A 22,318-nucleotide genomic window follows, 5' to 3' on the forward strand; every position below is an offset into this window, starting at 1 on the left:
ATGGGCAGATGAGTCGTAAAATAGCGTTGATAACCGGTATCACCGGACAGGACGGTGCCTATCTGGCCGAGCTGCTTCTGTCCAAGGGCTATGATGTGCATGGGGTGAAGCGACGGTCATCGTCGTTCAATACCGGGCGCATCGACCATCTGTATCAGGACCCGCATGAAAGCGACCTGAAGTTCCGGCTGCATTACGGTGACATGACCGATGCCACCAACCTGATCCGCCTGATCCAGGAAATTCAGCCGACCGAGATTTACAACCTTGCGGCACAAAGCCATGTGCAGGTGAGTTTCGATACACCAGAATATACTGCACAGGCCGACGCGCTGGGTGCCATGCGTCTGCTGGAGGCAATCCGTATCCTCGGAATGGGGAAGACGGTGCGTTTCTATCAGGCTTCCACGTCGGAGCTTTACGGCAAGGTGCAGGAGACGCCGCAGACCGAGCGGACGCCGTTTTATCCGCGCTCACCCTATGGTGTGGCCAAGCTCTATGGCTACTGGATTACGGTGAACTATCGGGAAGCCTATGGATTTCATGCCTCCAACGGCATCCTGTTCAACCATGAAAGCCCGATCCGGGGTGAAACCTTTGTCACCCGCAAAATCACCAGAGCGGTTGCCGCGATCAGCCTCGGCCTGCAGGACAGGCTGTATCTGGGAAATCTGGATGCTTCACGCGACTGGGGGCATGCCCGCGACTATGTTGAAGGCATGTGGCGGATGCTGCAGCAGGATGAACCGGGTGATTACGTCCTGGCGACCGGCAAGGCGTACAGCGTACGCGATTTTGTCGAAGCTGCCTTCGCTCATGTCGGGATCACCATTGGCTGGCGTGGTGACAAGGTGGACGAGATCGGGTTCGATCAGAAGACGGGTACTCCGCTGATCGAAATCGATCCGCGTTATTATCGCCCGACAGAAGTCGAAAGCCTGCTGGGGGATGCGACCAAAGCCCGGGAGATACTGGGCTGGCAGGCAACTACGGGTTTTGATGAACTGGTGTCCGAAATGATGGAGAGCGATCTGGCGCAGATCCGGCGAGGCCTGACCGAAGGTGTTGACCGCAATGATATCTGACGATCCGCTGCGGGGCGCCCGCATATGGGTGGCCGGCGACCGCGGTATGGTAGGCTCTGCCCTGATGCGCCGGCTGGCAGATGAAGAGTGCGAAACGATTGGTCTTTCCCGCGGTGAGCTTGATTTGCGGCGACAGGCAGATGTCGAGAGCTGGATGGCTGAGACCCGGCCGGATGTTGTCTTTGTGGCAGCAGCCCGTGTTGGCGGCATTATGGCGAACGACACGCAGCCGGCTGATTTCCTCTATGATAACCTCGCCATCGAGACGAATATCATCAACAGTGCCTATCGCATCGGGGTACGTAAGCTGGTGTTTCTGGCTTCGTCCTGCATTTACCCGAAGCATGCGGATCAGCCGATCTCTGAAGAGGCCCTGCTGACCGGACCGCTGGAGCCGACGAACGAATGGTATGCGATTGCCAAGATCGCCGGCGTCAAACTCTGTCAGGCCTATCGCAAACAGCATGGCTGTGACTTTATCTCGGCGATGCCATCCAATCTGTATGGTCCCGGTGACAACTTTGATCTGACGAGCAGCCATATGGCGGCGGCCCTGATCCGGAAATGTCATGATGCAAAGCTGGCAGGTGCGCCGTCTGTGACGATCTGGGGAACCGGAAAACCGCGCCGGGAGTTGTTGTATGTCGATGATGCAGCGGATGCGCTGGTTTATCTGTCACGGCATTATTCGGACGGTGTCTGTCTGAATGTCGGTGTTGGTGATGATGTCACAATTGCCGAATATGCTCAGACCGTCGCTGATGTCGTGGGCTTTCAAGGCAGTTTCGACTTTGATGTAACGAAGCCGGACGGAACGCCCCGCAAGCTGCTGGATGTCTCCCGGGTCAGCAAACTGGGATGGCAGGCATCAACTTCCATCCATGACGGGGTGGCACGAACCTATGACTGGTTTCTCAGCCAGCAGGCGGCAGCATGAGTGATGACTGGGTCGATTTCCCCATTCAGCCGAAACATTCGGCGGCACAGACCTGTCGTATCAGACTGACCAGAGACCATTTCAGCCAGCGCCTCATGCGGGAGACACTGGAACGGGGTGAGAGTTACGAGGTTGATACCTCTCGGCTGCTGTTGACGGCGTTGCGCCCCGGCGATCTGTTCATGGATATCGGCGCACATGTCGGTTATTTCAGTCTTCTGGGCGCGGTGGCAGTCGGGCCGGAAGGCCGTGTAATTGCTGTTGAGGCCAATCCGGAAAATGCAGAACTGTTGTCTGGAAATTTGCTGGAGAACGGATTTACCCATGTTATTCGCCACCAGGCAGCCGCCGGCGCGAAACCGGGGCTGGCGACGTTCTTTCTGAACTCCGACAATGATGGGGGGCATGCGCTGTGGGAGGTCGGACGGCATCCCTGGAACAAGCAGTCCCGTGTTGATGATCAGAAGCTGGAGGTCGAGGTGACAACCCTTGATGTGCTGGCAAAGGGGATGACGCCACGGGCGATCAAGATCGATACTGAAGGTGCGGAACTGGATATCCTGCGCGGTGCACCCGAACTGCTGGCGCGGCATCCCGACTTCATCGTTTGTGAGGCAAATCGGTTTGGCCTGAAACAGATGGGGGGCAGCGAGGAAGAACTGCGGGCCCTGATGAAAAGTTACGGGTATCGCTGTTATTACATCAACAGCAAGGCGCCCTGGTTCGTGGCACTTGAAGAAGGCCAGTACGTGCAATCCGACGAAATTTTCAATCTGCTGTTCAGCACGGATGAGGCGATCGGAGAATTGTCGGCGTGAGTGATCTCGGCAAGGCGGTCGGGCATCATCAGGCCGGACGGCTGGCAGAGGCGGAGGCCGGATATCGCGAGGTTCTGGCGGCGGAGCCGGGGCAGCCCTTTGCCCTGAACCTGCTGGGTGTTCTGCTGAACACGACAGGGCGGGCAGAGGATGCGGTGACGTTACTTCGCAAGGCCGTGCAGCTTCGTCCGTCGAATGGTGAATTTCAGAACAATCTGGGTGAGGCCTTGCGGCTTTCCGGTGATTTTGCTGGCGCACTGGTTGCCTATGATGCGGCGCTGGCTGCGCTGGGGCCGAACCCGGCAGTGCTGGGCAACAAGGGCGCTGCGGCTGACCGGAGCGGGGATCACAGGCTGGCAGAGACCTGCTTTCAGGAAGCCCGCCGGTTACAGCCGGATGTCGCCCTGCATCATTTCAATATGGGTACGTTCCTGAAACGACAGGGGCGACTTGATGAGGCGAAGTCGGCATTTGAACAGGCGATAGCCTGTGCGCCGGCTTATGCCGCAGCCTATAATAATCTCGGTAATGTGCTGAAGGATCTGGGGGATATTCGGGGCGCTTCCGACTGTTACCGGCAAGCCATCCAGCATAATCCCCGCCTTGCAGCGGCGCATGATAATCTGGGGTCCGCGCTGTCTGCACTGGGCTCGTCTGATGAGGCGGTCAGTCATCTTCGTCTGGCGGCTGATCTCGCACCGGAGGATGCAAAAACACAGAACAATCTTGCCAATGCGCTGAAACAGGCGGGCGATACGGATGCTGCGGTGGCCAGTTATCGAGAGGCGCTGGCGCGTGATCCGGGGTTGCGTGATGCCTATCATAATCTGGGCAACGCACTGGCCGAGGAAGGGCGGACGGAAGCTGCCGCCGCGACCTTCGATGAAGGCTATGGTCTGACGGGTGATGATGGCCTGCTGTTCAAACGTCAGACCATGCTGCCGGTGATTCCCGGCAGTCAGGCGGAGATCGAACAGGTGCGCAGCGGGCTTGCCGGAAACCTGCGGGAGATGGCGGAGAAGGGGCTGTCGATCGACAATCCGTTGCGCCAGATCGGCCATACCATGTTTTTTCTGGCGTACCATGACCAGAATGATTGTGCCCTGATGGGACAGGCGGCAGACCTGCTTACCTCTGCCTGTCCGGACCTGAACTATATTGCGCCGCATGTGGCGGCTGGTCAGAAACCGGGACGACGGATCAGGATTGGTTTTGTCTCCTCTCATTTCCGTACACATACCATCGCCAAGTTGATGCATGGGGTTGTCGGTAACCTGCCAGCAGACCGGTTTGAACGGTTCGTCTTCAATCTGTGGCCGGGGGCGGATGACTGGTCGTCGCGCATGGCGGCCTCAGGCGATCACTATATAAAGCTGCCGGGGGATTTGCGGCTGGCGCGTGAACGGATTGCCGCAGAGCAGCCGGATATCCTGTTTTATCCGGATATCGGTATGGAGCCGACCACATATTTTCTGGGATTCTCCCGTCTGGCGCCGGTTCAGGCGATGACATGGGGGCATCCGGAGACCTCCGGCATCGCGGCGATGGACCTGTTCTTCTCCGGAAAGCATCTGGAGACGCCGGGGTCGGAGGCGCAATATCGCGAGCGGCTGATCGGCCTTGATGGCCTGCCGACCTGTTATGAACGGCCGGTTCTGCCCGACGGTCTTGGCGACCGCTCCCGGTTCGGGTTTTCAGCGGACAGCCATATTTACCTCTGTCCGCAAAGCCTGTTCAAAATTCATCCGGCCTTCGATCAGGTGCTGGCATCGATTGCCGAAAGCGACCCGCTGGCTGAAATTGTCTTTATCGAAGGGGCTCACAAGCACTGGACCGAAAGTCTTCAGGCCCGGTTTGCGGCAACATCGGACCTGCTGGCTGCAAGAACGCGGTTTATGCCCTTCCTGTCAGGGGAAGATTTCATCCGGTTGATTTCAGCCGCTGACGTCATGCTCGACCCGATCCATTTCAGTGGTGGCAATACCAGCTTTGAAGGCTTTGCGACGGGGACACCGATTATCACCATGGCTGGCAAGTTCATGCGGAGCCGCGTGACCTATGCCATGTATCGTCAGATGGGGATTGATGCCTGTATTGCCGACAGTCCGGAAGATTATGTCCGTCTGGCGGTGGAGACAGCCTCGGTAAAGTCACTGCGGGAAGATATCCGTTCAGACATTATTGCGGCGGGCGACCGGCTGTATAACCAACGGGGTCCGGTACAGGAAATGGCGGATATTCTGGAGGCGGAAGGCCGTTCCCGCTGAGTTTACGGCAGTACCGGCTGCATTGCTTCGCACAGGTAAAGCCCGAGCTTCCTTGAACCCTGCGGTGTCGTATGGACGATATCGTAGTAATCGCCGGGTGCCGTCGGCAGGTTCTGTTCGGCATCGATGCAGAACAGCCCTTCTTTCTCGCAGACCTCAAGCATTGCCTTGTTGAACTGGTGAAGCTGGAAATAATCGCCAAGGTCGCCGGTTATCCGGCCATCCCGGACGATATAGGTGCCTTTGCCCTGGGTCACCAGAACCGGTACGGAACCCCGGTCACTGATGGTTTTTGCCAGCAGGGCAACGCGCTCTTTGTAATCACCGATGACACCGGCATAGATAGCCGCAAATTCGGCATCGCCCCGCTGATACTCCGCGTCGCCGATGGTGACGCTTTCTTCTGCTTTGGCCGCCAGTTCCTGCCTGATCAGGTCAACACCGGCAACCGCGACATCCCCGGCGATATGATCAGGGCGTGAGGCGGCATCGTTGATACCGGCACGTGAAGCTTCGATATTGTCCCGGATAATCCGGTACATCCGGTGAAGTGCGGAATTCATCTTGATGGAACGGCGGATTGATTTCAGCCGGTCATGGGGGCGGGCAGACTCGGTCCAGAGGGTGATGTCATCAACTGCACGCTGTCCTGCCTTGCTGTCGAACACGACGTCGTTGATGCCTATGGCGGCAACAACATAGGCAGGTTTCAGACCGGGGACATGATCCAGCCAGAGCGGGAAATTGTTGATATGCCCGGCAGTGGTTTGTCCGGTCACGCCTGCATTGGCGACACGGGCCTCATAGCCCTTATCACGCAGGCAGGTGCCAAGGACATCAGACCATGTTTCCCCTTCGGAGACGAACCGCTGATCTGTCGTGCTTCCGCCAAGGGTGACGATACTGACATCACCGGGAGCGCCGAAGTCGCCTCGCAGGCCATAATAATCCCGGCGATAGGTGACAGGTGAAGACCGGGGATATTTGTCGTCAGTCTGGATGGTCCAGTCGACCTCACGGTACATGCTGATCATGTAAAGACCGGGTGCCTTGAACCAGGCACCAAATACCAGTTCGAGGATCACCACGCCGACCAGAAGAACCGCAATGTTGATTGCAGCCAGTTTTCCGATTTTACGAATCTTCATGCAGTGTTCCGGGCTGCTGCGGTAAAGGTCAGCCCATTTCCCCGCGGAGACTTTCAAGCCAGACAAGGCGCTGTTCGGAAAGAGATATTTCCTTTTCAACCCAGTCTGTAAAGAAGCGTCCTTCTGCGGCGAAGCTGCCGCGGAGTGCGATGAGACGGTCGAGGTCGCGTTCTGTGCGTTCGGACAGAAGGTCGAGCTGGGCCTGCTGTTGTGACGGAGACATCAGCTTCAGAAAACGGAACTTCAGCGAGATCACCAGACGGGAAAACTCGCTGTCGGAATCGCGCAGATTGGCCATCATCAGAGTTTCAAATTCAGCCCGTCCTTTGGGCGTGATGGAAATGATGTGATCGCCATCCGGGTCTTCTGCTGAAACCAGTCCTTCATAACGCAGCAACTCAATGGATGTCCCCATCATTTCCAGCGAAGGGCCGGTGACTGCCGTAATATGGGTGCGGATTGCCTGCGCCAGTTCGGCATATGGGCAGCTTCCGCCCATCAGTATACCGAGGCCACAGAGCCGGGTGGCTTCTTTGGGTGTCAGGGAGTTATCGGGATACATTGATCTTTATACTCCTGTCAGCGGTTTCAGGCCGCTGCTTTCAATCCAAGATTGTTCCAGACTGTGCGAAGGGCAGAGACCAGCTTTTCGATGTCCTCATCGCTGTGATGGGGTGTCGGTGTAATGCGCAGGCGCTCCGTCCCGCGTGCAACTGTTGGGTAATTGATTGGCTGCACATAAATACCGTGATCTTCCATCAGCCGGTCACTGGCTTCCCGGCAAAGCTTCGGATCCCCGACAAGTACAGGCACAATATGGCTGTCTGATGGCATTACCGGCAGACCGGCGGCTTTCAGCTGGCGTTTCACCTGGGCAGCCCGTTCCTGATGCCTTACCCGAAGCTGGTTGTTTGCCCGTACATTCCGGACAGAGGCAAGTGCCGCTGCCGCAACGGCCGGGGGCAGGGAGGTGGTAAAGATGAAACCCTGGCCGAAAGACCGGACAAAGTCGGTCAGCGCAGCGGATGCCGCGATATAGCCGCCGACGACACCAAAGCCTTTGGCCAGTGTGCCCTGAATGACATCAATACGGTCTGCCAGACCTTCACGTTCTGATACGCCGGCGCCGCTGTTGCCGTAAAGGCCGACAGCATGGACTTCGTCGATATAGCTCAGTGCGCCGTGGCGCTCGCAGACATCAATGATTTCACCAATCGGTGCGATATCTCCGTCCATTGAATAGACGGATTCGAAAGCAACCAGCTTTGAGCAGTTTTCGGGCAGGTCTGATAGCAGCCGGTCCAGATCTGCCGGATCGTTATGCCGGAATACCTGTTTTTTTGCCCGGCTGTAACGGATGCCGGCGATCATCGAGTTATGGTTTTCCGCATCCGACAGCACAACGCAGTCCGGCAGGCGTTCCGCCAGTGTCGCAAGTGCTGTGAGGTTGGCCACATAACCGGAGGTGAACAGAAGCGCGGATGCCTTGCCATGCAGGCTTGCCAGTTCGCGTTCCAGCAAGACATGGCGGTGATTGTTACCGGAAATATTGCGCGTTCCACCGGCACCAACACCAAGGCTTTCTGCGGCCTCGGTCATGGCGGCGATAACGTCGGGATGCTGGCTCATACCGAGATAATCGTTTGAGCACCAGACAGTGACCTCCTGACGGGTGTCATCATCTGTCGGGTCTGGCCGGTTTACCGCATGCGGATAAGTCCCGGTCGGACGTTCCAGATCAGCGAAAATCCGATAGTCACCGTTGGTTCTGAGGCGACCGAGTTCTTTTTCAAAATGAGCTTCGTAATTCATCACAGGATATCCGTTGCTCAGACCAGCGCCGCCAGTTCCGGCTCTGCTGCATCAAGCGCGCGATGGAGTTTTTCCATCATTTCATCGATCTGCTCTCTGGAGATAATCAATGGCGGGCAAAACGCAATGTTGTCGCCGATTGCACGAATGATCAGCCCCTGTTCGACAGTGACACGTTCGATGACCTTTCCGGCCCCCTGTGTCGGATCGAAGGAGCGTTTCGTTGCCTTGTCGGCAACCAGTTCAAAAGCGCCGACCAGTCCTTTACCACGGACTTCACCGACAAACGGGCGATCCAGAACCGTGCGGAGCTGCGTCTGGAAATGGTCCATGACGGACTGAACATGACCAACCATGTTGGTTTCTTCGTAGATTTTGAGGGTTTCGAACGCAACGGCGCAGCCTACCGGATGGCCGGAATAGGTGTAGCCATGCCCCAGCACGCCGATCTTCTTCGAGTTGTCGGCGAGCGCCTGATAGATCTTGTCGTTGATCAGGACGGCAGAGATCGGAATATAGGCACCTGACAGAGCCTTGGCGCAGGTCAGAATGTCCGGCTTCATGTTGAATGTCTGGGTGCCCCAGTATTCACCGGTCCGGCCAAACCCGCAGATCACTTCGTCGGCCACCAGCAGCACGTCATATTTGTTCAGGACAGCCTGAATTTTTTCATAATAGGTGGCGGGCGGCACGATAACGCCACCGGCCCCCATGATCGGTTCGCAGAACATGGCCGCAACCGTGTCCGGGCCTTCTTCGAGGATCAGGGCTTCCAGTTCAGCGGCGCAGCGGCTGGCAAACTGCTCTTCCGTTTCGCCATCATGGGCAAAACGGTAATGGTGCGGGCAGGTGGTATGCCGGAACATTGAAAACGGCAGGTCGAAATCGCGCTGGTTGTTCGGCAGGGCCGTCATTGAAGCGGCGGCCAGTGTAACGCCGTGATAGCCTTTGACCCGGCTGATAATCTTCTTCTTCTCAGGCCGGCCAAGGGCATTGTTGTAATACCAGATGAACTTGATGGCTGTATCATTGGCTTCCGAGCCGGAGTTACAGAAGAAAGCCTTCGACATTTCGACGGGAGAGACCTCAAGAAGTTTCTCGGCCAGCTCCATGGAGATGTCCGTCGTGCGACCATTGAAGGTGTGATAATAGGGCAGCTTCTGCATTTGCTCGGTTGCGGCGCGCACCAGTCGCTCCTCACCAAAGCCGAGGGAGGCACACCAAAGGCCGCTCATCGCTTCGAGATACTCATTCCCTGCATTGTCGGTGACATAGATACCTTTGCCTGTGGTCAGCATCATCGGACCGGTCTGCTCAAGCGCACGCATGTTGGTATAGCCATGCAGCTGGCTGGCGACGTCACGGGCTTCGGGGGAATTTGGAATGAAAGTCATTGGTTTAGCTCCGGGTGGGGTCAGGCTACCGGGAATTTGCCGCCAAACCGCCTCCGCGTCCAATCAAATGGTGATAAATATTGACCTAGCCCGGAAGATCGCAGGATGCGGGGTTCAGACTGTCAGCCAGCTCTGAAATTTTGGACTTTGTCGCCAGACCTGCCTGTGCGCCATGGTGACGACAGGCCAGACCACCTGCCGCACTGGCGAAAGCAAGGGCATCCGGCAGCGTCTTGTTGTCTGCCAGAGCTGCCGCCAGCGCACCGCAAAAGGCATCTCCGGCGCCGACTGTGTCGACAACTTCGACCTTCGGGGCAGCGACGCGGATGCCGCCTTTGCCGGTTACGGCAACCGCGCCGTCACCACCAAGCGTTACAATCAGTTCGATACCGTATGAGCGATTGAGAGCGGTGGCTGCTGTCAGCGGGTCATCTGCCGGCAACTGGCGTTCCTGTGCTGCCTGCATGGCTTCGATCTCATTGACCAGCAGCAGCGACAGTTTTGGTAAAACCGACTCAGGGATCGGTCCGGTCGGCGCATTGTTAAGGAGGATGCGCAGACCATTTGCCGCGGCGAGGTCAACAGCTTTCCATATTTCCGTGTAGTCGACTTCCATCTGAAGCATCAGGATATCGCCCTGATGAAGACCGGCCGGATGCAGTTGTTCTGCCCGGACCAGACGGTTTGCGCCGCTGGCCACGATAATCTGGTTCTGACCATCCGGTGCGACCGAGATGGTGGCGCAGCCCGTAGCGGCATCGACCCGTTCCACGGCACTGATATCAACGCCGGCTTCTGTGAAGGCGGCCAGAGGAAGAGCGGCGAAGTCGTCCCGCCCCACACAGCCGATCATCCTGACATCACCACCCGCCCGGGCGGCAGCAACAGCCTGATTTGCTCCCTTGCCGCCGGGAAATGCCTCGAACTTTTCGCAGAGGACCGTTTCGCCGGGTGCGGGCAGATGCGGAGGGGTGAAAACCAGATCAAGATTGATTGACCCGAAGACGTGAATCATCCGCGGGCGACCAGATAGAACACCTTATGTGAGACGTGCAGCATCTCACCGGGAAATTTGTCTTTCAGTGTGGCTGCCAGATCGCTGTCCAGCGCATCCGCCATTTCCCGCGGCAGAACGGCACCGACGCCTGCGCTGGCACGAATACGTTGTCGCCAGATATCGGGGGCAACGGCGATTTGTGTGTTGAAGGTGGCTTCCTGCACATCACGAAACCCGGTGGTGCCGAGCTGGCGCGACCAGTCCATGTAATTCGACTGGCGAAACAGGATGTTCCAGTCCGGGTTGTAACGCTGGATGATTTCTTCCGTGGCTTCTGCCGGTCCGCCGCTGCGGGGTACCCAGTCCATCTGGGCAATGGCAATCTGGCCGCCATGTTTCAGCAACCGGCGACTTTCCTGACCTGCTTTCAGCCGGTCGAATAAATGCCATGCCTGCCCGGCGACAACACAATCGAAAACTTCATCGGGCAGTCCGGTATCTTCTGCCTTCGCCTGCAGGTAGTTCAGGGAGCCTGTACAATCACTTTCCGGCTGGAGGGCTTCCACCAGCATGTCAGGTGAACGGTCCAGTGCGGTAACCGAACATCCGCGCGCCGCGAAGGCACGGGCAAAATTACCGCGACCGGTTCCAAGGTCGACCAGCTGCTGTCCGGCGATGCCAACGCCAAGCGACGACAGTCGCTGGAACAGTTCGTCCGGAAAATCGATTAATCCCGTATTGGCCAAATATGCCCCCAATTCTTTCAGGCCCGAGAGACAATTATGCATGGCCAGAAGGGGCAGGCGACCGTTTTTGTTATAAAAATACGTCATTTACCGGCGAATGTGCATGGCGATGGTAATTGGCAGAGCGGCCGCTTTCGTGTAGGCGTGAAAGTGAAAGTAGCAAGGTGATGTCTGAACTTATTCCCATCATATTGTCCGGCGGTTCGGGCACGCGCCTCTGGCCACTGTCCCGTGCGCTTTATCCGAAACAGTTGCAGGTGCTGGCCGGCAGCGAAACCCTGCTGCAGGGCGCTTTGCGCCGGGTTCAGGGTGCGCAGTTCGCAGCACCTCTGGTGATTTGCAATCATGAACACCGGTTTGTCGTTGCCGAACAGGCACGGACACTGGGCCTGCCCCTCGGGGACATCGTGCTGGAACCGGTGGGACGTAATACGGCACCGGCTGCGGCTGTCGCTGCCCTGCTGGCTCTGGAACGCCATGGTGACAAACCGGTGGTACTGATGCCTTCGGATCATATCGTCAGCGACAAGGCGGCCTTTTCTGAGGCCCTGTCGCAGGCGGCGGAAGCAGCAAACAGGGGGCGGCTGGTGACTTTCGGTATTACACCAGGCCGCGCGGAAACCGGATACGGCTATATCCTCCGCGGGATGGAGATTGCAGATGCCCCGGGTGTGGCAGAGGTCGGGGCCTTTGTTGAAAAGCCGGATCTGGCGACGGCCGAATCCTACCTCGCTGACGGGCGCTATCTCTGGAATTCGGGCATTTTTGTTTTCCGTCCCTCCGACATGATTGCCGAACTGGAGCGTTTTCAGCCTGATCTGCTGGCGGCGACGGAGTTGGCGGTTCGCCGGGCCGAGCGGGATATGGATTTCCTCCGGCTGGATCCGGCTGCGTTTGAGAGCATTTCCGGCCTCTCGGTCGATTACGCGGTAATGGAACATACGGAACGCGCTGCGGTGGTACCGGTCGATATGGGCTGGTCCGATGTTGGCAGCTGGCATGCCCTGTGGGAAATCGGTGACAAGGACGATCAGGGGAATGTCACGACAGGTGACGTCATGCTGACAAAGACAGCCAATTCGCTGGTTCACACGACAGGTCCGCTGGTCGTGACGCTGGGGGTTGAGGATCTGGTTGTCGTGGCGACGGCAGACGCCTTTCTGGTCACTGACCGGTCACATGCCGCCTCGCTGGGGGATGTCGTGAAACGACTGACCGACGCCGGGCATCCTGCGGCTTCAACGCCGCAACGGGTCTATCGCCCCTGGGGGTTTTATCAGTCCGTCGATGCGGGGGAACGCTATCAGGTCAAACATATCTCGGTGAAACCCGGTGCCAGCCTGTCATTGCAGCGGCACGCGAAACGCTCTGAACACTGGGTGGTCGTCAATGGTGTGGCCGAAGTGGTTTGCGGCGAAGAGACTAAGCTGATGCATGAGAATGAATCGATTTTCATTCCCGTCGGGGCCACCCACCGGCTTGCAAATCCCGGGGATGAGCCGTTGCGCATTATTGAAGTCCAGACCGGCAGCTATCTTGGTGAAGATGATATTGAACGGTTGGAGGATAATTATGGCCGGGGATGATGAAACGCCGGATGGCGGGTCAGGTAATGCAAAGCCGGTCAACCGGGTCAGGGCAGCCCTGATCGCACTTGCCGGGGGCAGCGCCATTGCCGCCCTGCTGATCTGGTTCTTCCAGATCGACTATGACGCGGCTTTCACCGGTCCCCTGACGATCCGGGCTGTCATTGATACGGCAGTCTCGGCGCTCGCCTGGGGCGGCGGTGTGGTGACGGTCTGGCGGGTGGTTACAAAAGGCACGGACTGAGGACAGGCCGTTACCATCACCGCCCTTCTGATCGCGGGTCGATGGCGTCCTGTAATCCGTCGCCGAGGAAATTGACGGCGATGACCGTGAGGAAGATGGCGAGGCCCGGCAGGATGGCGAGGGCGGGCGCAGTCCAGATCAGTTCCTGGGCGTTGGTCAGCATGTTGCCCCAGCTTGGGGTCGGGGGCTGGATGCCGAGGCCGAGGAATGACAGCACGCTCTCCAGCAGGATGACATTGCCGACCGACAGGGTTGTGGCGACGATGATCGGGCCGGTGGCATTTGGCAGGATGTGACAGGCCATGATGCGCAACGGGCCAGCACCGACGCTGCGGGCTGCCAGCACATAGTCACGGTTGCGGGCGGCCAGTGCAGAGGCGCGGGTCAGGCGGGCGACCTTTACCCAGCCGAACAGGGCGACGATGACGATGATGCGGATCAGGCTGACATGTTCCGATTGCGCCAGCGCGGCGGGCAGGCCGGCTTTTTCCAGGTCAATGGCGGTGAGGACAATCAGCAGGGGCAGCGCCGGTAATGCGATGACGGAATCGGTCAGCCGCATCAGCAGGTCGTCAAGACGACCGCCGATGTAGCCGGCAAGCAGCCCGACGATGGAGCCGATAACGGCTGCCGCCAGGGCACCAGTCAGACCGATCAGCAGCGAGACCTGCCCGCCCAGCAACAGACGCAGCATCAGATCGCGGCCCAGTTCGTCTGTGCCGAGCAAATGCTGGTCGTCCGGCGGGCCGAAGCGGCCCAGAAGGTTTACGGCTTCCGGGTCGATATCCATCAGGCGGGCAATCAGCGGGGCCGCGATGACCAGCAAGGCCAGCAGCGCCAGAAAGATTGCGGATATCAATGCCATGCGGTGCCGGGCAAAACGACTCGCGGCGAGCCGCAACGGCGATATGGCGCCTGACGCCTTCATTTGTAGCGTATCCGGGGGTCAAGTAGGGCGTAGACGATATCGGCAAGCAGGTTACCGGCGAGGGTGACGAAAGTGGCCAGCAACAGTGCCACCAGCGCCAGATTGAAATCGTTGCCCATGATGGAATCGAAGATGAGTTTACCCATGCCCGGCCAGGTAAACATGGTTTCGGTAATCAAGGCACCTGAGAACAGGAATCCGAAATCCAGCGCAATCACGGTGACGACGGGCAGCATGGCATTGCGCAGGGTATGACGCAGGATGATACGGCCCGGTCCGGCGCCCTTGGCGATGGCGGTCCGGATATAATCCTGACGCATCACGTCGATCACCGATGCGCGGATGAAGCGGGTATGGTCGCCGACGCTGGCGATGGTGATGCAAAGCACCGGCAGGATGTAATGGGTCAGCGTGGTCTGCAATCCTGCCCCGGCAGGCGGCGGGCCACCGGCAGGAAGCCATTGCAACTGGACGGCAAACAGAATGATCAGCAGCAGCGCCAGCCAGAACTGCGGCACGGAGACCCCGGCGAAGGCAACGAAATTGACGCCATAATCCAGTGCGCCCTGCGGTCGCAGTCCGGCGATGATGCCGACGGGAAGGGCGATCAGAAGTGACAGGGCAAAAGCAAGGCCCAGCAGTTTCAGTGTGGCAGCAAGTGCCGGCAGCAACACGGCACCGACCGGCTGGCCATAGAGCCGGGAATAGCCAGGATCGCCGGATAATAACGCGGACAGCCAGTTCCAGTAGCGGGTTGTCAGCGGCAGGTCGAGACCGTATAGCCCGCGTAGTCGCTCTGCATCGGCCGGGGTCATTTTCGGATCGGCTGCGATCATCAGGTCAATGGGGTCGCCCGGCATCAGGCCAATCAGGGCATAGATCACCACCGACATGATCGCCATGACCAGCGTGACATGGAACAGGCGCCGAATCAGCCAGCCAGTCATGCCGCACGTTCCGGCAGGCGGGGAACGGCGGCGATCAGCTCGCGGGCTGTCGGGGATTGCGGGTTGTCGAGGATATGGCGTGTCGGGCCGATTTCGACAATCCGGCCTTCTGCCATCACGGCGATCCGGTCGGCCAGACGTTCGACAACGGCAATATCATGGCTGATGAGCAGGATGGAGAGGCCGAGGTCTGCCTGCAGATCAGCCAGCAGGTCGAGGATTTGCGCCTGTACGGATACGTCGAGTGCGGAGACCGGCTCATCCGCGACAATGAGACGGGGGTTCAGGATAAGGGCGCGGGCGATGGCGATGCGCTGGCGCTGGCCACCGGAAAACTGGTGCGGGTAGCGGTCTGCCATTGCCGGATCTAGCCCGACCTGTTCCAGGGCGCGGTGAATTGCCGGAAGCTGCCGGGCTGCGGATATCTGTCCTGCGATCTGCATCGGCTCGCGCAGGATGGCACGGATGCTCCAGCGGGGATTGAGAGAACCGAAAGGATCCTGAAAGACCATCTGAACGGCCTGACGCAGGCGCGGGTCATCTGCTCCCATAACTGCGCCATTCAGCACTACTTCACCGGAATCGGCATCTATCAGGCGGGTGAGGCAGCGGGTTAGCGTGGTTTTGCCACAACCGCTGGCGCCGACAATCGCCAGGGTCTCTCCTCTATGGATTTCCAGATCGGTCGGTTGCAGCACGGTCTTGCGGCCTGCATCGCCGAACAGGCTGCCCGCAACGGGATAGCTTTTACTCATACCCTGCATGGCAAGAACCGGCTGGTCGCTGATGTCTGCCGGTTGTTTTCGCGGATGGGGTCCACCCCCCAGCCGGGGAACGGCATTCAGCAGGTTTCGGGCATAATCTGATTGGGGACTGGCAATCAGCTCTGCCGTAGTTCCGGTCTCCACGATCCGGCCATCCTGCATGACCGCCAGCCGGTCTGCGATACGGGCAACCACGGCGATATTATGGGTAATGAACAGCACGGCCATATCAAGATCGCGCCGGGCCTCGTCAATCAGGTCGAGGATTTCAGCCTGAACGGTAACGTCCAGCGCAGTGGTCGGCTCGTCGGCAATCAGCAGGTCCGGGTCACAGGCCAGTGCCATGGCAATCATTGCCCGCTGTTGCATACCTCCGGAAAGCTGGTGCGGATAGCGCGTCATCATGCTGCCGGGATCGGGCAGACGTACCCGCTCCAGCATGGTCCGGGCGTGATCCCTGATCTCACTGCCTTTCAGGCCGGTATGCAGTTGCAGGGTCTCCGCCACCTGCGCACCGATGGTCATGGTCGGGTTCAGTGACGACATCGGTTCCTGAAAGATCATGCCGATCCGTCGTCCGCGAACCGGGCGCAACTGTCGTTCTGACAGTCCGGTCAGGTCGGTTCCGTCCAGTAACACCCTTCCGCCGTCAATCCGTCCGGGGCGTGGGATGATGCGGGGTATGGCCTGCGCCGTGATGGTTTTGCCACTGCCGCTTTCGCCAACCAGTCCAAGGGTTTCACCGCGGCTGATATGAAAGCTGATGCCGTCAACGGCCGTTACTGTCCTCCCACCCAGCGGAAACCGGATCGTCAGTTCCTCTACCGTCAGCAATCGGGAAGAGGGGCTATTCATCCAGCTGTCCGGCAGCCCGCAGGATGGCGATCATCGGTTCAAGCTGGGTCTCATAGAGTTTCCAGCGTTGCAGGGACGACCGGTAAAGCGGCTGGCGGACCTGGGTCGCACTGGCGGTACGAACCGGTCGACTGGTCTTGTGGAAGTCAAGACAGCCATCATGCCAGTCCAGCCCGACAAAGGTGAGCAGGCGGCGGGTTTCACCTTCCTGATCGTCGATGACAGACTGATAGTCGAAATCAATTATTCGCCCGGGCAAGACCTTGCGCCAGTGTGTCATCAGTCTGTTATGGGCAACCAGATAGCGTCCCAGTTCTTCGAGATCATAGGCAAAGGGCTGCAGACCGGTGAACAGCCGCTGATAACAGGACAGGCCGATATCCAGCGGATCGCGGCTGCAATGGATAATCCGGGCGTTCGGGAAGGCTTGCGCGATGACGCCACAGCGCAACGCGTTCTCCGGCAGCTTGTCGGTCAGCCAGTCAGCCCCGTCATAATATCGTCGGGTCCGTTCCGTATAAGCGCGGGCTATTCTGCTGGCCTGATCGGTGGTTATGCTTTCCGGATAATCCGGTACGATCTCTGCGACTGCATTTCGCAGATTCATCAGTTCGCCACCCGCGGCAACCTTCGGGTGACTGGCCAGAATCTGTTCGGCCAGTGTTGTGCCGGAACGGGGCATTCCAACGATGAAAACCGGTCCGGGGGCTGTGTTTTCCGGTAGGGGAAGCGGGGTCCCTGTGGCTGCGATCAGGTCGTCGATAAAGTTTTCATGGGCGGCGATATCGAAGCTGAATGTCGCCCGGTTCGCCTTGTTGGCAGCGGCAAGGTGTGAGAAGGCGCGGGCTGGCCGGCGCAGGTCGTCAAATGCCTTGGCGATGGCAAAATCGATATGCATCTGACTGTCACTGCCAAGCGTCCGGCGTTTCGAAATTTCCAGCATTCTGGTCAGGTCGGGATCGCGGTCCGTGAAGGTTTTCAGGGCTGCCAGATGTCGCCATCCCGTCCCGGATTCCGGGTTTAGGCGAAGTGAACGCCGATGCGCCGAGATGGCTTTACTGGTCAGGCCGAGTTGCAGGCAGATCACGCCATACATATGCCAGATATCCGGGTCATCGACGCCGCTGTCTATCAGAGACGCCAGATGCGCCCCGGCTTCCTCGCTGCGGCTGTCCAGACTCAGTATCTCGGCAAAATGCACATGTGTTGCCAGATTGTCGGGTCGCTCGTCGACAAGTGCTGCCATTTCGGTTGCAGCAGACGCAAAGTCGCCCTTCATGCCGGTATTCATGGCGAGCAGAAAACGGGTGCGATAATCCTCCGGGTCCAGTGCCAGCGCCTGATTCAGAATTTCTGCGGCCTCGTCAGTCCGGTGCATGCTCTGGAGTGTTGCGGCAAGATTACAGCGGTTGTTGATGTCTTCAGGCTCAAGTCCGACAATATGCCGGAACAGTTTTTCAGCCGAGACAGGCTCTCCGGTGGCAATGTGATGGTTTGCCAGTTCGAGCAGCACCTCGGGATTGTCCGGGACCAGTTCAGCAAGTTCCTTCAGCAACATTTCTGCGTCAGCCATTCTCCCGCGCTTCTGTTCTGCACGGGCCAGACAGATCACGGCATCCACATGTTGCGGACTTGCGTCGCAGAGTGGCCGTAATGTCTGGGCTGCCTTGAACGCATCACCAGACGCCAGCAGGGCCTTTCCGAGGTTGAGACGCGCCAGGTCGTCTTCCGGTGCGCGCTTCAGTCTTCGTGCCAGCCATTTGACGGCATCTTTCGGTCTTTCACCGGTGAGATAGAGCACACCCAGCAGATTAAGTGCCTGTGCATGGTTGGGGTCGGCCTTGAGCAGATGCAGATAAGCAACCTCCGCATCCCCGAAATGTCCGGCCTGATGCAGACGCATACCCTCATCCAGCAGAGAAGCGGTGGTCGTTGATATGGCCATGTTCAGCCCATGCCCGGATTAATCAGCCGCATGCCATGTCTCGATCTCCAGCGACGAGGGGTATTGATGTCCGGTCGGGCGAACGCCTTTCAGCCATTTCGGCAGGATGAAAGCATCAGCCCGGAAATAAAGTGGCAGGGCGGGCAGGTCCGATGCGTAGATCTGCTGGATTTTGGTCCAGATGATCTTGCGTTTATCGCGATCCAGCTCGACTTCGACCTCGTCGATCAGCTTGTCCATTTCAGGGCTGACATAGCCGGTATAGTTCTGTCCGGCATAGTTGTTCTCTGCGGTGGGAATATAGGTTGAGTGCAGGGTTGTCCGGGGCACGCTTTCCGGTGCGGATATCCAGGCGAACATGGCCATGGCGGTGAATTCCCGCTGGGTGACGGTCTGACCAAAAAAGACACGGGCCGGCTGGTTGCGGATACGGACATCAATACCAACGGCTTTCCACTGGCTTTGCAGAACCTGTTCGACCAGTTCCCGGGTACGGTTGCCAGCCGTGGTCATGATCTCGAAACGCAGTGGCTCGCCTGCTGCATTATGGCGAATACCATTACGCATATCGGTCCATCCGGCTTCTGCGAGGAGGGCGATGGCGGCATCCGGGCTGTAGCTGTTATCCGGCAGGTCGTCCGTATAGATCCAGTCCAGCGGGTTGATGCTGGTTTCCGCAGGCGGCTGCTTGCCAGCAAACAGCTGTTCACTCAGCGTTTTGCGATCCAGTGCGCGCAACAGGGCGCGACGCACCCGGACATCCTGAAGAATCGGATTGTCGAGATTGAGGTCGATATGTTCATAGACCAGCCCCGGTTTGTAGATCACATCAAACCGGTCCCGGTGGCGTTGCTCGAAAGCGATCGCCTGATCGATGGTGACCCCGAGTTCTCCGGCAATCATGTCGATTGATCCTGACAGCAGGTTGGCTTCCATCGCAGCGGTATTGCCAATCGCCTTCACACTGATCTTCCCGAAATTTGGTCTGGCACCGAACCAGGTCGGGTTTTCCACCAGTTCAACACTGGTGCCGGGCTGAACAGCGGCAATCTGATAGGGGCCGAAATACAGACCGGGATTGGTGGTGTCGGTCTGGAACAGGGTGGTGTTCTTGTAATCGACCGGGCTTGCCTCAAACACCTGTCGTTCCAGATGTTCGGGTAGCAGATAGAACTGGTTCACGTTGTTATATTCAAATTCCAGCTTCTCGTTATGCAGGGTGAAGCTGTAATCGTCATGGATATCGATGCTGAGGATGCGGCGGTAAGCCTCTGCATTGCCGACGCCGCTTTTCGGGTGCCGGCCGACTTCCCAGGTGAACAGGACATCCCGCGTGGTTACGGGTGTTCCGTCACCCCAGCGAATATCGTCACGTAATTTATAGGTGATCGCGACTCCGTCTTTCCCGTCCGGCGTTTTTTCCGGCCGGGCCAGCCCGTTTTCAATGGTCGGGAGTTCAACACAGAGCACACAGACAAGATTCCAGTCAGCATCCGTCGTGGTGATCGGGCGGCGTGCCATCGACAGAATGTAGGTTTTGGCCATCATCGAATCGATGGAGGGATGGAATGTCGAGGGAAACTGGGAAATGCCGATGGTCAGGCTGTCACGGGCCTGTGCGCCGGGGGCAAAGGACAGGGCAGCACAGAGCGCGACTATGCAGGTTTTCAGACGCTTAAGTGCCATCGTTATATGCTCCCGATCTTGCAAAACGGCTCAGGGGAAAGTGTAGTGCTTGCGCCACTGCCTACAATTGTTTTCCGTGGCCATTCCCTTCTGTAGTCTGGATCAATGAGCACAGCACGAAAAACCACTGCCCGTAAGTCACGGAAATCAGCCGCTTCATCGGGACGGAAAAAGGCTCCGGCAAAGCCGTCTGTCCTGAAGGAAGTCGCCGGACTGGAGCCGCAGAAAGCGGTGGAGATCGGGCGAATGCGGCTTGATGGCGGTCAGGTGGCAGAGGCGGAACAGGTCGCTGACATGCTGATTGCTGAAAACCCGGACGAGGGGGCGGCCCATGCCCTCAAAGGACTTTCCGCCTACCGGTCAAAGCGGTTTGCGGAGGCGGTGACCAGCCTGCGGCGGGCCATTGAACTGCGCCCGCGGGATGTGACATCAATCAGTAATCTCGGCGCTGCGCTGAACGAGACGGGTGACAAGGCCGGTGCGGTATCGGCTTTTCGTCGTGCCCTGAAGATTGAACCGGCGCATCCCGGTGCGGTACGTAATATGGTTGTCGGTCTGGTGCAGGCAGGCAAGACGGATGACGCGGTTTCCGTGCTTCGCAGGGCCGTTTCTGTGGATCCGGGGATGGCCGCAGGCTATGCCCTGTTCGGTGATGTGGAACGGCGTCGGGGACGGCTGCTGCATGCCCGCAGCCATTACTGCCGGGCGCTGGCGCTGGAGCCGGACAATGCGGAATTCTGGAACGGACTCGGAATTTGCGAGATGCGCCGTGACCAGCCTGTGCTGGCGGCAGCAGCTTATGAACGGGCGGCGGAACTGTCTCCGGACCGGCCGGAATATTTTAACAGTCTTGGTGTTGCATTGCAGGTTCAGGGGGATGTGGCAGCGGCTGTTCCGGCGTTCGAGAAGGCCATCAGGTTACGCCCGGATCACACGGATGCCCTGCTGAACCGGGGAACGGCACTGGGACAGCTTGGCCGGTTTGATGAAGCCTGTGCCCAGTATCAGGACGTGCTGAAAGTCCGGCCGTATTATCTGCAGGCGCTTTATCAGCTGGCGCTGTATGGCAAGGCGCTTGATCAGGAGAAGTTGCGTCAGCAATTCGAGGAAGCGATGGCCCGCTCGAAAGGCACGCTGGACGAACAGGTCATGCATAATTTCGGCCTTGGTGAAATTCTGCAGCGACTGGGCGATAATGAGGGTTCATTCGCGGCCTATCGACGGGCGAATGATGCCAAGAAAGAACAGCTGAAAGCATCAGGCAAAATCTTCAGGCCGGAGAACCATACGGCCTATATCAGCCGCAACATGGGTACCTATTCGGCAGATTTCCTGCGCCAGCGAAAAGGCTGGGGTAACAGCAGCGGGAAACCGGTTTTCGTTTGTGGCATGCCGCGGAGTGGCACCACGCTGGTTGAGCAGATCATTGCCAGCCATCCGAAGGCCCATGGTGCGGGGGAACTGAAGGATATCTCCCGCCTGTCGGTCGCTCTGTCCGACAAATGGCGCGGACAGATCAATTATCCGGAATGCGCCGTCAGGGTGACAGAGGCCGAGGCCGCAGAAATGGGGCAAAGTTACCTCGATGCCATCAACAAACTGGCCCCGGAAGCCGCGCGGGTGGTCGACAAGATGCCGGCGAATTTCATCAATCTCGGTTTCATTCAGACCATCCTGCCGGGTTCCCGGATCATCCATACCCGGCGGCATCCGATGGATTCCTGTCTCAGCTGTTACTTCCAGAATTTCCGGGAAAGCCAGTTTTTCAGCTACGATCTCAAGGACCTCGCTGCTTATTACCGGGAATATGAGCGGCTTATGGCCTATTGGCTGAAAACGCTGTCGGTTCAGATTCTGGAAGTACAGTACGAGGAACTGGTGGATAATCAGGAAGAGGTCACCCGGGAAATTATCGATTTCCTTGATCTGGAATGGGACGACGCCTGCCTTGATTTTCACAAGACGAAACGTCTGGTCCAGACGGCGAGTGCCTGGCAGGTTCGCCAGCCCATCAACCGCAAGGCCGTCCAGCGCTGGCGCAAGTATGAGCCCTGGCTGGATGATCTGCGCAACGGACTTGGTAAGTTTGCCGAGTAGGCACCGGACATCTTTTACGGCCTGTACCGGGATATGCGATAAGCCCGCAGGATATTCAGAAC

18 protein-coding genes are annotated in these 22,318 nt (G+C 58.3%); 7 read left to right on the forward strand and 11 right to left on the reverse strand.

What is annotated here, in order from left to right:
* The first annotated feature begins 8 nt into the window (after positions 1–8).
* The 4 genes from gmd to GH722_12835 are packed head-to-tail and all read left to right on the forward strand — an operon-like array spanning position 9 to position 5,107.
* Positions 9–1,085, forward strand: coding sequence for a GDP-mannose 4,6-dehydratase (gene gmd, locus GH722_12820; GenBank protein MRG72644.1), 1,077 nt, complete (start codon positions 9–11; stop codon positions 1,083–1,085).
* Positions 1,075–2,022 (forward strand): NAD-dependent epimerase/dehydratase family protein, encoded by a 948-nt coding sequence (locus GH722_12825; protein MRG72645.1) that lies wholly within the window; start codon positions 1,075–1,077, stop codon positions 2,020–2,022. The genes gmd and GH722_12825 overlap by 11 nt, the downstream gene beginning before the upstream one ends.
* Positions 2,019–2,840 carry an FkbM family methyltransferase gene (locus tag GH722_12830; protein MRG72646.1) on the forward strand — a complete coding sequence of 274 codons (822 nt, stop codon included), beginning with the start codon at positions 2,019–2,021 and terminating at the stop codon, positions 2,838–2,840. The genes GH722_12825 and GH722_12830 overlap by 4 nt, the downstream gene beginning before the upstream one ends.
* Positions 2,837–5,107, forward strand: a complete 2,271-nt coding sequence (locus GH722_12835; protein MRG72647.1) for a tetratricopeptide repeat protein — start codon at positions 2,837–2,839, stop codon at positions 5,105–5,107. Before GH722_12830 ends, GH722_12835 begins: the two co-directional genes overlap by 4 nt.
* A gap of 2 nt (positions 5,108–5,109) precedes the next feature.
* On the opposite strand, the gene GH722_12840 is transcribed toward GH722_12835, so the two are convergent.
* From GH722_12840 to GH722_12865, 6 genes are all read right to left on the reverse strand, one after another.
* On the reverse strand, positions 5,110–6,255 hold the full coding sequence (locus GH722_12840) for a hypothetical protein (GenBank protein ID MRG72648.1): 1,146 nt from the start codon (positions 6,253–6,255) through the stop codon (positions 5,110–5,112).
* A 28-nt stretch (positions 6,256–6,283) separates the two neighbouring features.
* On the reverse strand, positions 6,284–6,817 hold the full coding sequence (locus GH722_12845) for a hypothetical protein (protein ID MRG72649.1): 534 nt from the start codon (positions 6,815–6,817) through the stop codon (positions 6,284–6,286).
* A gap of 26 nt (positions 6,818–6,843) precedes the next feature.
* Complete coding sequence (hemA, locus tag GH722_12850) at positions 6,844–8,067, reverse strand: 5-aminolevulinate synthase (GenBank protein ID MRG72650.1); 1,224 nt, start codon at positions 8,065–8,067, stop codon at positions 6,844–6,846.
* Positions 8,068–8,084: 17 nt separating this feature from the next.
* Positions 8,085–9,461, reverse strand: coding sequence for an aminotransferase class III-fold pyridoxal phosphate-dependent enzyme (locus GH722_12855; protein ID MRG72651.1), 1,377 nt, complete (start codon positions 9,459–9,461; stop codon positions 8,085–8,087).
* Between the two features lie 85 nt (positions 9,462–9,546).
* Positions 9,547–10,476 (reverse strand): ribokinase, encoded by a 930-nt coding sequence (locus GH722_12860; protein MRG72652.1) that lies wholly within the window; start codon positions 10,474–10,476, stop codon positions 9,547–9,549.
* Entirely contained in the window at positions 10,473–11,291 is an 819-nt protein-coding gene (locus GH722_12865; protein ID MRG72653.1) for a methyltransferase domain-containing protein, read from the reverse strand. The genes GH722_12860 and GH722_12865 overlap by 4 nt, the downstream gene beginning before the upstream one ends.
* A gap of 80 nt (positions 11,292–11,371) precedes the next feature.
* Between GH722_12865 and GH722_12870 the strand changes: the two genes are divergently transcribed.
* Positions 11,372–12,790, forward strand: coding sequence for a mannose-1-phosphate guanylyltransferase/mannose-6-phosphate isomerase (locus GH722_12870; protein ID MRG72654.1), 1,419 nt, complete (start codon positions 11,372–11,374; stop codon positions 12,788–12,790).
* A complete protein-coding gene (locus tag GH722_12875; GenBank protein ID MRG72655.1) occupies positions 12,777–13,034 on the forward strand; it encodes a hypothetical protein in 258 nt (85 codons plus the stop codon). The genes GH722_12870 and GH722_12875 overlap by 14 nt, the downstream gene beginning before the upstream one ends.
* Before the next feature lie 16 nt (positions 13,035–13,050).
* Here the strand turns inward: GH722_12875 and GH722_12880 are convergent, their stop codons facing one another.
* The 5 genes from GH722_12880 to GH722_12900 are packed head-to-tail and all read right to left on the reverse strand — an operon-like array spanning position 13,051 to position 20,159.
* Positions 13,051–13,962, reverse strand: coding sequence for an ABC transporter permease subunit (locus GH722_12880; protein MRG72656.1), 912 nt, complete (start codon positions 13,960–13,962; stop codon positions 13,051–13,053).
* On the reverse strand, positions 13,959–14,909 hold the full coding sequence (locus GH722_12885; protein MRG72657.1) for an ABC transporter permease subunit: 951 nt from the start codon (positions 14,907–14,909) through the stop codon (positions 13,959–13,961). The genes GH722_12880 and GH722_12885 overlap by 4 nt, the downstream gene beginning before the upstream one ends.
* The gene (locus GH722_12890) at positions 14,906–16,528 is read right to left on the reverse strand and encodes a dipeptide ABC transporter ATP-binding protein (protein ID MRG72658.1); all 1,623 of its coding nucleotides are present in this window, start codon (positions 16,526–16,528) and stop codon (positions 14,906–14,908) included. Before GH722_12890 ends, GH722_12885 begins: the two co-directional genes overlap by 4 nt.
* Positions 16,521–18,473 carry a tetratricopeptide repeat protein gene (locus GH722_12895; GenBank protein ID MRG72659.1) on the reverse strand — a complete coding sequence of 651 codons (1,953 nt, stop codon included), beginning with the start codon at positions 18,471–18,473 and terminating at the stop codon, positions 16,521–16,523. Before GH722_12895 ends, GH722_12890 begins: the two co-directional genes overlap by 8 nt.
* A gap of 18 nt (positions 18,474–18,491) precedes the next feature.
* Complete coding sequence (locus tag GH722_12900; protein MRG72660.1) at positions 18,492–20,159, reverse strand: peptide ABC transporter substrate-binding protein; 1,668 nt, start codon at positions 20,157–20,159, stop codon at positions 18,492–18,494.
* A gap of 105 nt (positions 20,160–20,264) precedes the next feature.
* Between GH722_12900 and GH722_12905 the strand changes: the two genes are divergently transcribed.
* Positions 20,265–22,256: a tetratricopeptide repeat protein gene (locus GH722_12905; GenBank protein ID MRG72661.1), complete on the forward strand. Its 1,992-nt coding sequence runs from the start codon at positions 20,265–20,267 to the stop codon at positions 22,254–22,256.
* Positions 22,257–22,318 lie beyond the last annotated feature (62 nt).

The sequence above is a fragment of the Alphaproteobacteria bacterium HT1-32 genome (assembly GCA_009649675.1).
In the GTDB taxonomy this organism is placed as follows: Bacteria; Pseudomonadota; Alphaproteobacteria; order Rhodospirillales; family HT1-32; genus HT1-32.

Excerpts from the sequence above, each read along its gene's own strand:
- gmd (MRG72644.1), top strand. The coding sequence starts at position 9 with ATGAGTCGTAAAATAGCGTTGATAACCGGTATCACCGGACAGGACGGT.
- GH722_12825 (MRG72645.1), top strand. The coding sequence starts at position 1,075 with ATGATATCTGACGATCCGCTGCGGGGCGCCCGCATATGGGTGGCCGGC.
- GH722_12830 (MRG72646.1), top strand. The coding sequence starts at position 2,019 with ATGAGTGATGACTGGGTCGATTTCCCCATTCAGCCGAAACATTCGGCG.
- GH722_12840 (MRG72648.1), bottom strand. The coding sequence starts at position 6,255 with ATGAAGATTCGTAAAATCGGAAAACTGGCTGCAATCAACATTGCGGTT.
- GH722_12845 (MRG72649.1), bottom strand. The coding sequence starts at position 6,817 with ATGTATCCCGATAACTCCCTGACACCCAAAGAAGCCACCCGGCTCTGT.
- hemA (MRG72650.1), bottom strand. The coding sequence starts at position 8,067 with ATGAATTACGAAGCTCATTTTGAAAAAGAACTCGGTCGCCTCAGAACC.
- GH722_12855 (MRG72651.1), bottom strand. The coding sequence starts at position 9,461 with ATGACTTTCATTCCAAATTCCCCCGAAGCCCGTGACGTCGCCAGCCAG.
- GH722_12860 (MRG72652.1), bottom strand. The coding sequence starts at position 10,476 with ATGATTCACGTCTTCGGGTCAATCAATCTTGATCTGGTTTTCACCCCT.
- GH722_12865 (MRG72653.1), bottom strand. The coding sequence starts at position 11,291 with ATGACGTATTTTTATAACAAAAACGGTCGCCTGCCCCTTCTGGCCATG.
- GH722_12870 (MRG72654.1), top strand. The coding sequence starts at position 11,372 with ATGTCTGAACTTATTCCCATCATATTGTCCGGCGGTTCGGGCACGCGC.
- GH722_12875 (MRG72655.1), top strand. The coding sequence starts at position 12,777 with ATGGCCGGGGATGATGAAACGCCGGATGGCGGGTCAGGTAATGCAAAG.
- GH722_12880 (MRG72656.1), bottom strand. The coding sequence starts at position 13,962 with ATGAAGGCGTCAGGCGCCATATCGCCGTTGCGGCTCGCCGCGAGTCGT.
- GH722_12885 (MRG72657.1), bottom strand. The coding sequence starts at position 14,909 with ATGACTGGCTGGCTGATTCGGCGCCTGTTCCATGTCACGCTGGTCATG.
- GH722_12890 (MRG72658.1), bottom strand. The coding sequence starts at position 16,528 with ATGAATAGCCCCTCTTCCCGATTGCTGACGGTAGAGGAACTGACGATC.
- GH722_12895 (MRG72659.1), bottom strand. The coding sequence starts at position 18,473 with ATGGCCATATCAACGACCACCGCTTCTCTGCTGGATGAGGGTATGCGT.
- GH722_12900 (MRG72660.1), bottom strand. The coding sequence starts at position 20,159 with ATGGCACTTAAGCGTCTGAAAACCTGCATAGTCGCGCTCTGTGCTGCC.
- GH722_12905 (MRG72661.1), top strand. The coding sequence starts at position 20,265 with ATGAGCACAGCACGAAAAACCACTGCCCGTAAGTCACGGAAATCAGCC.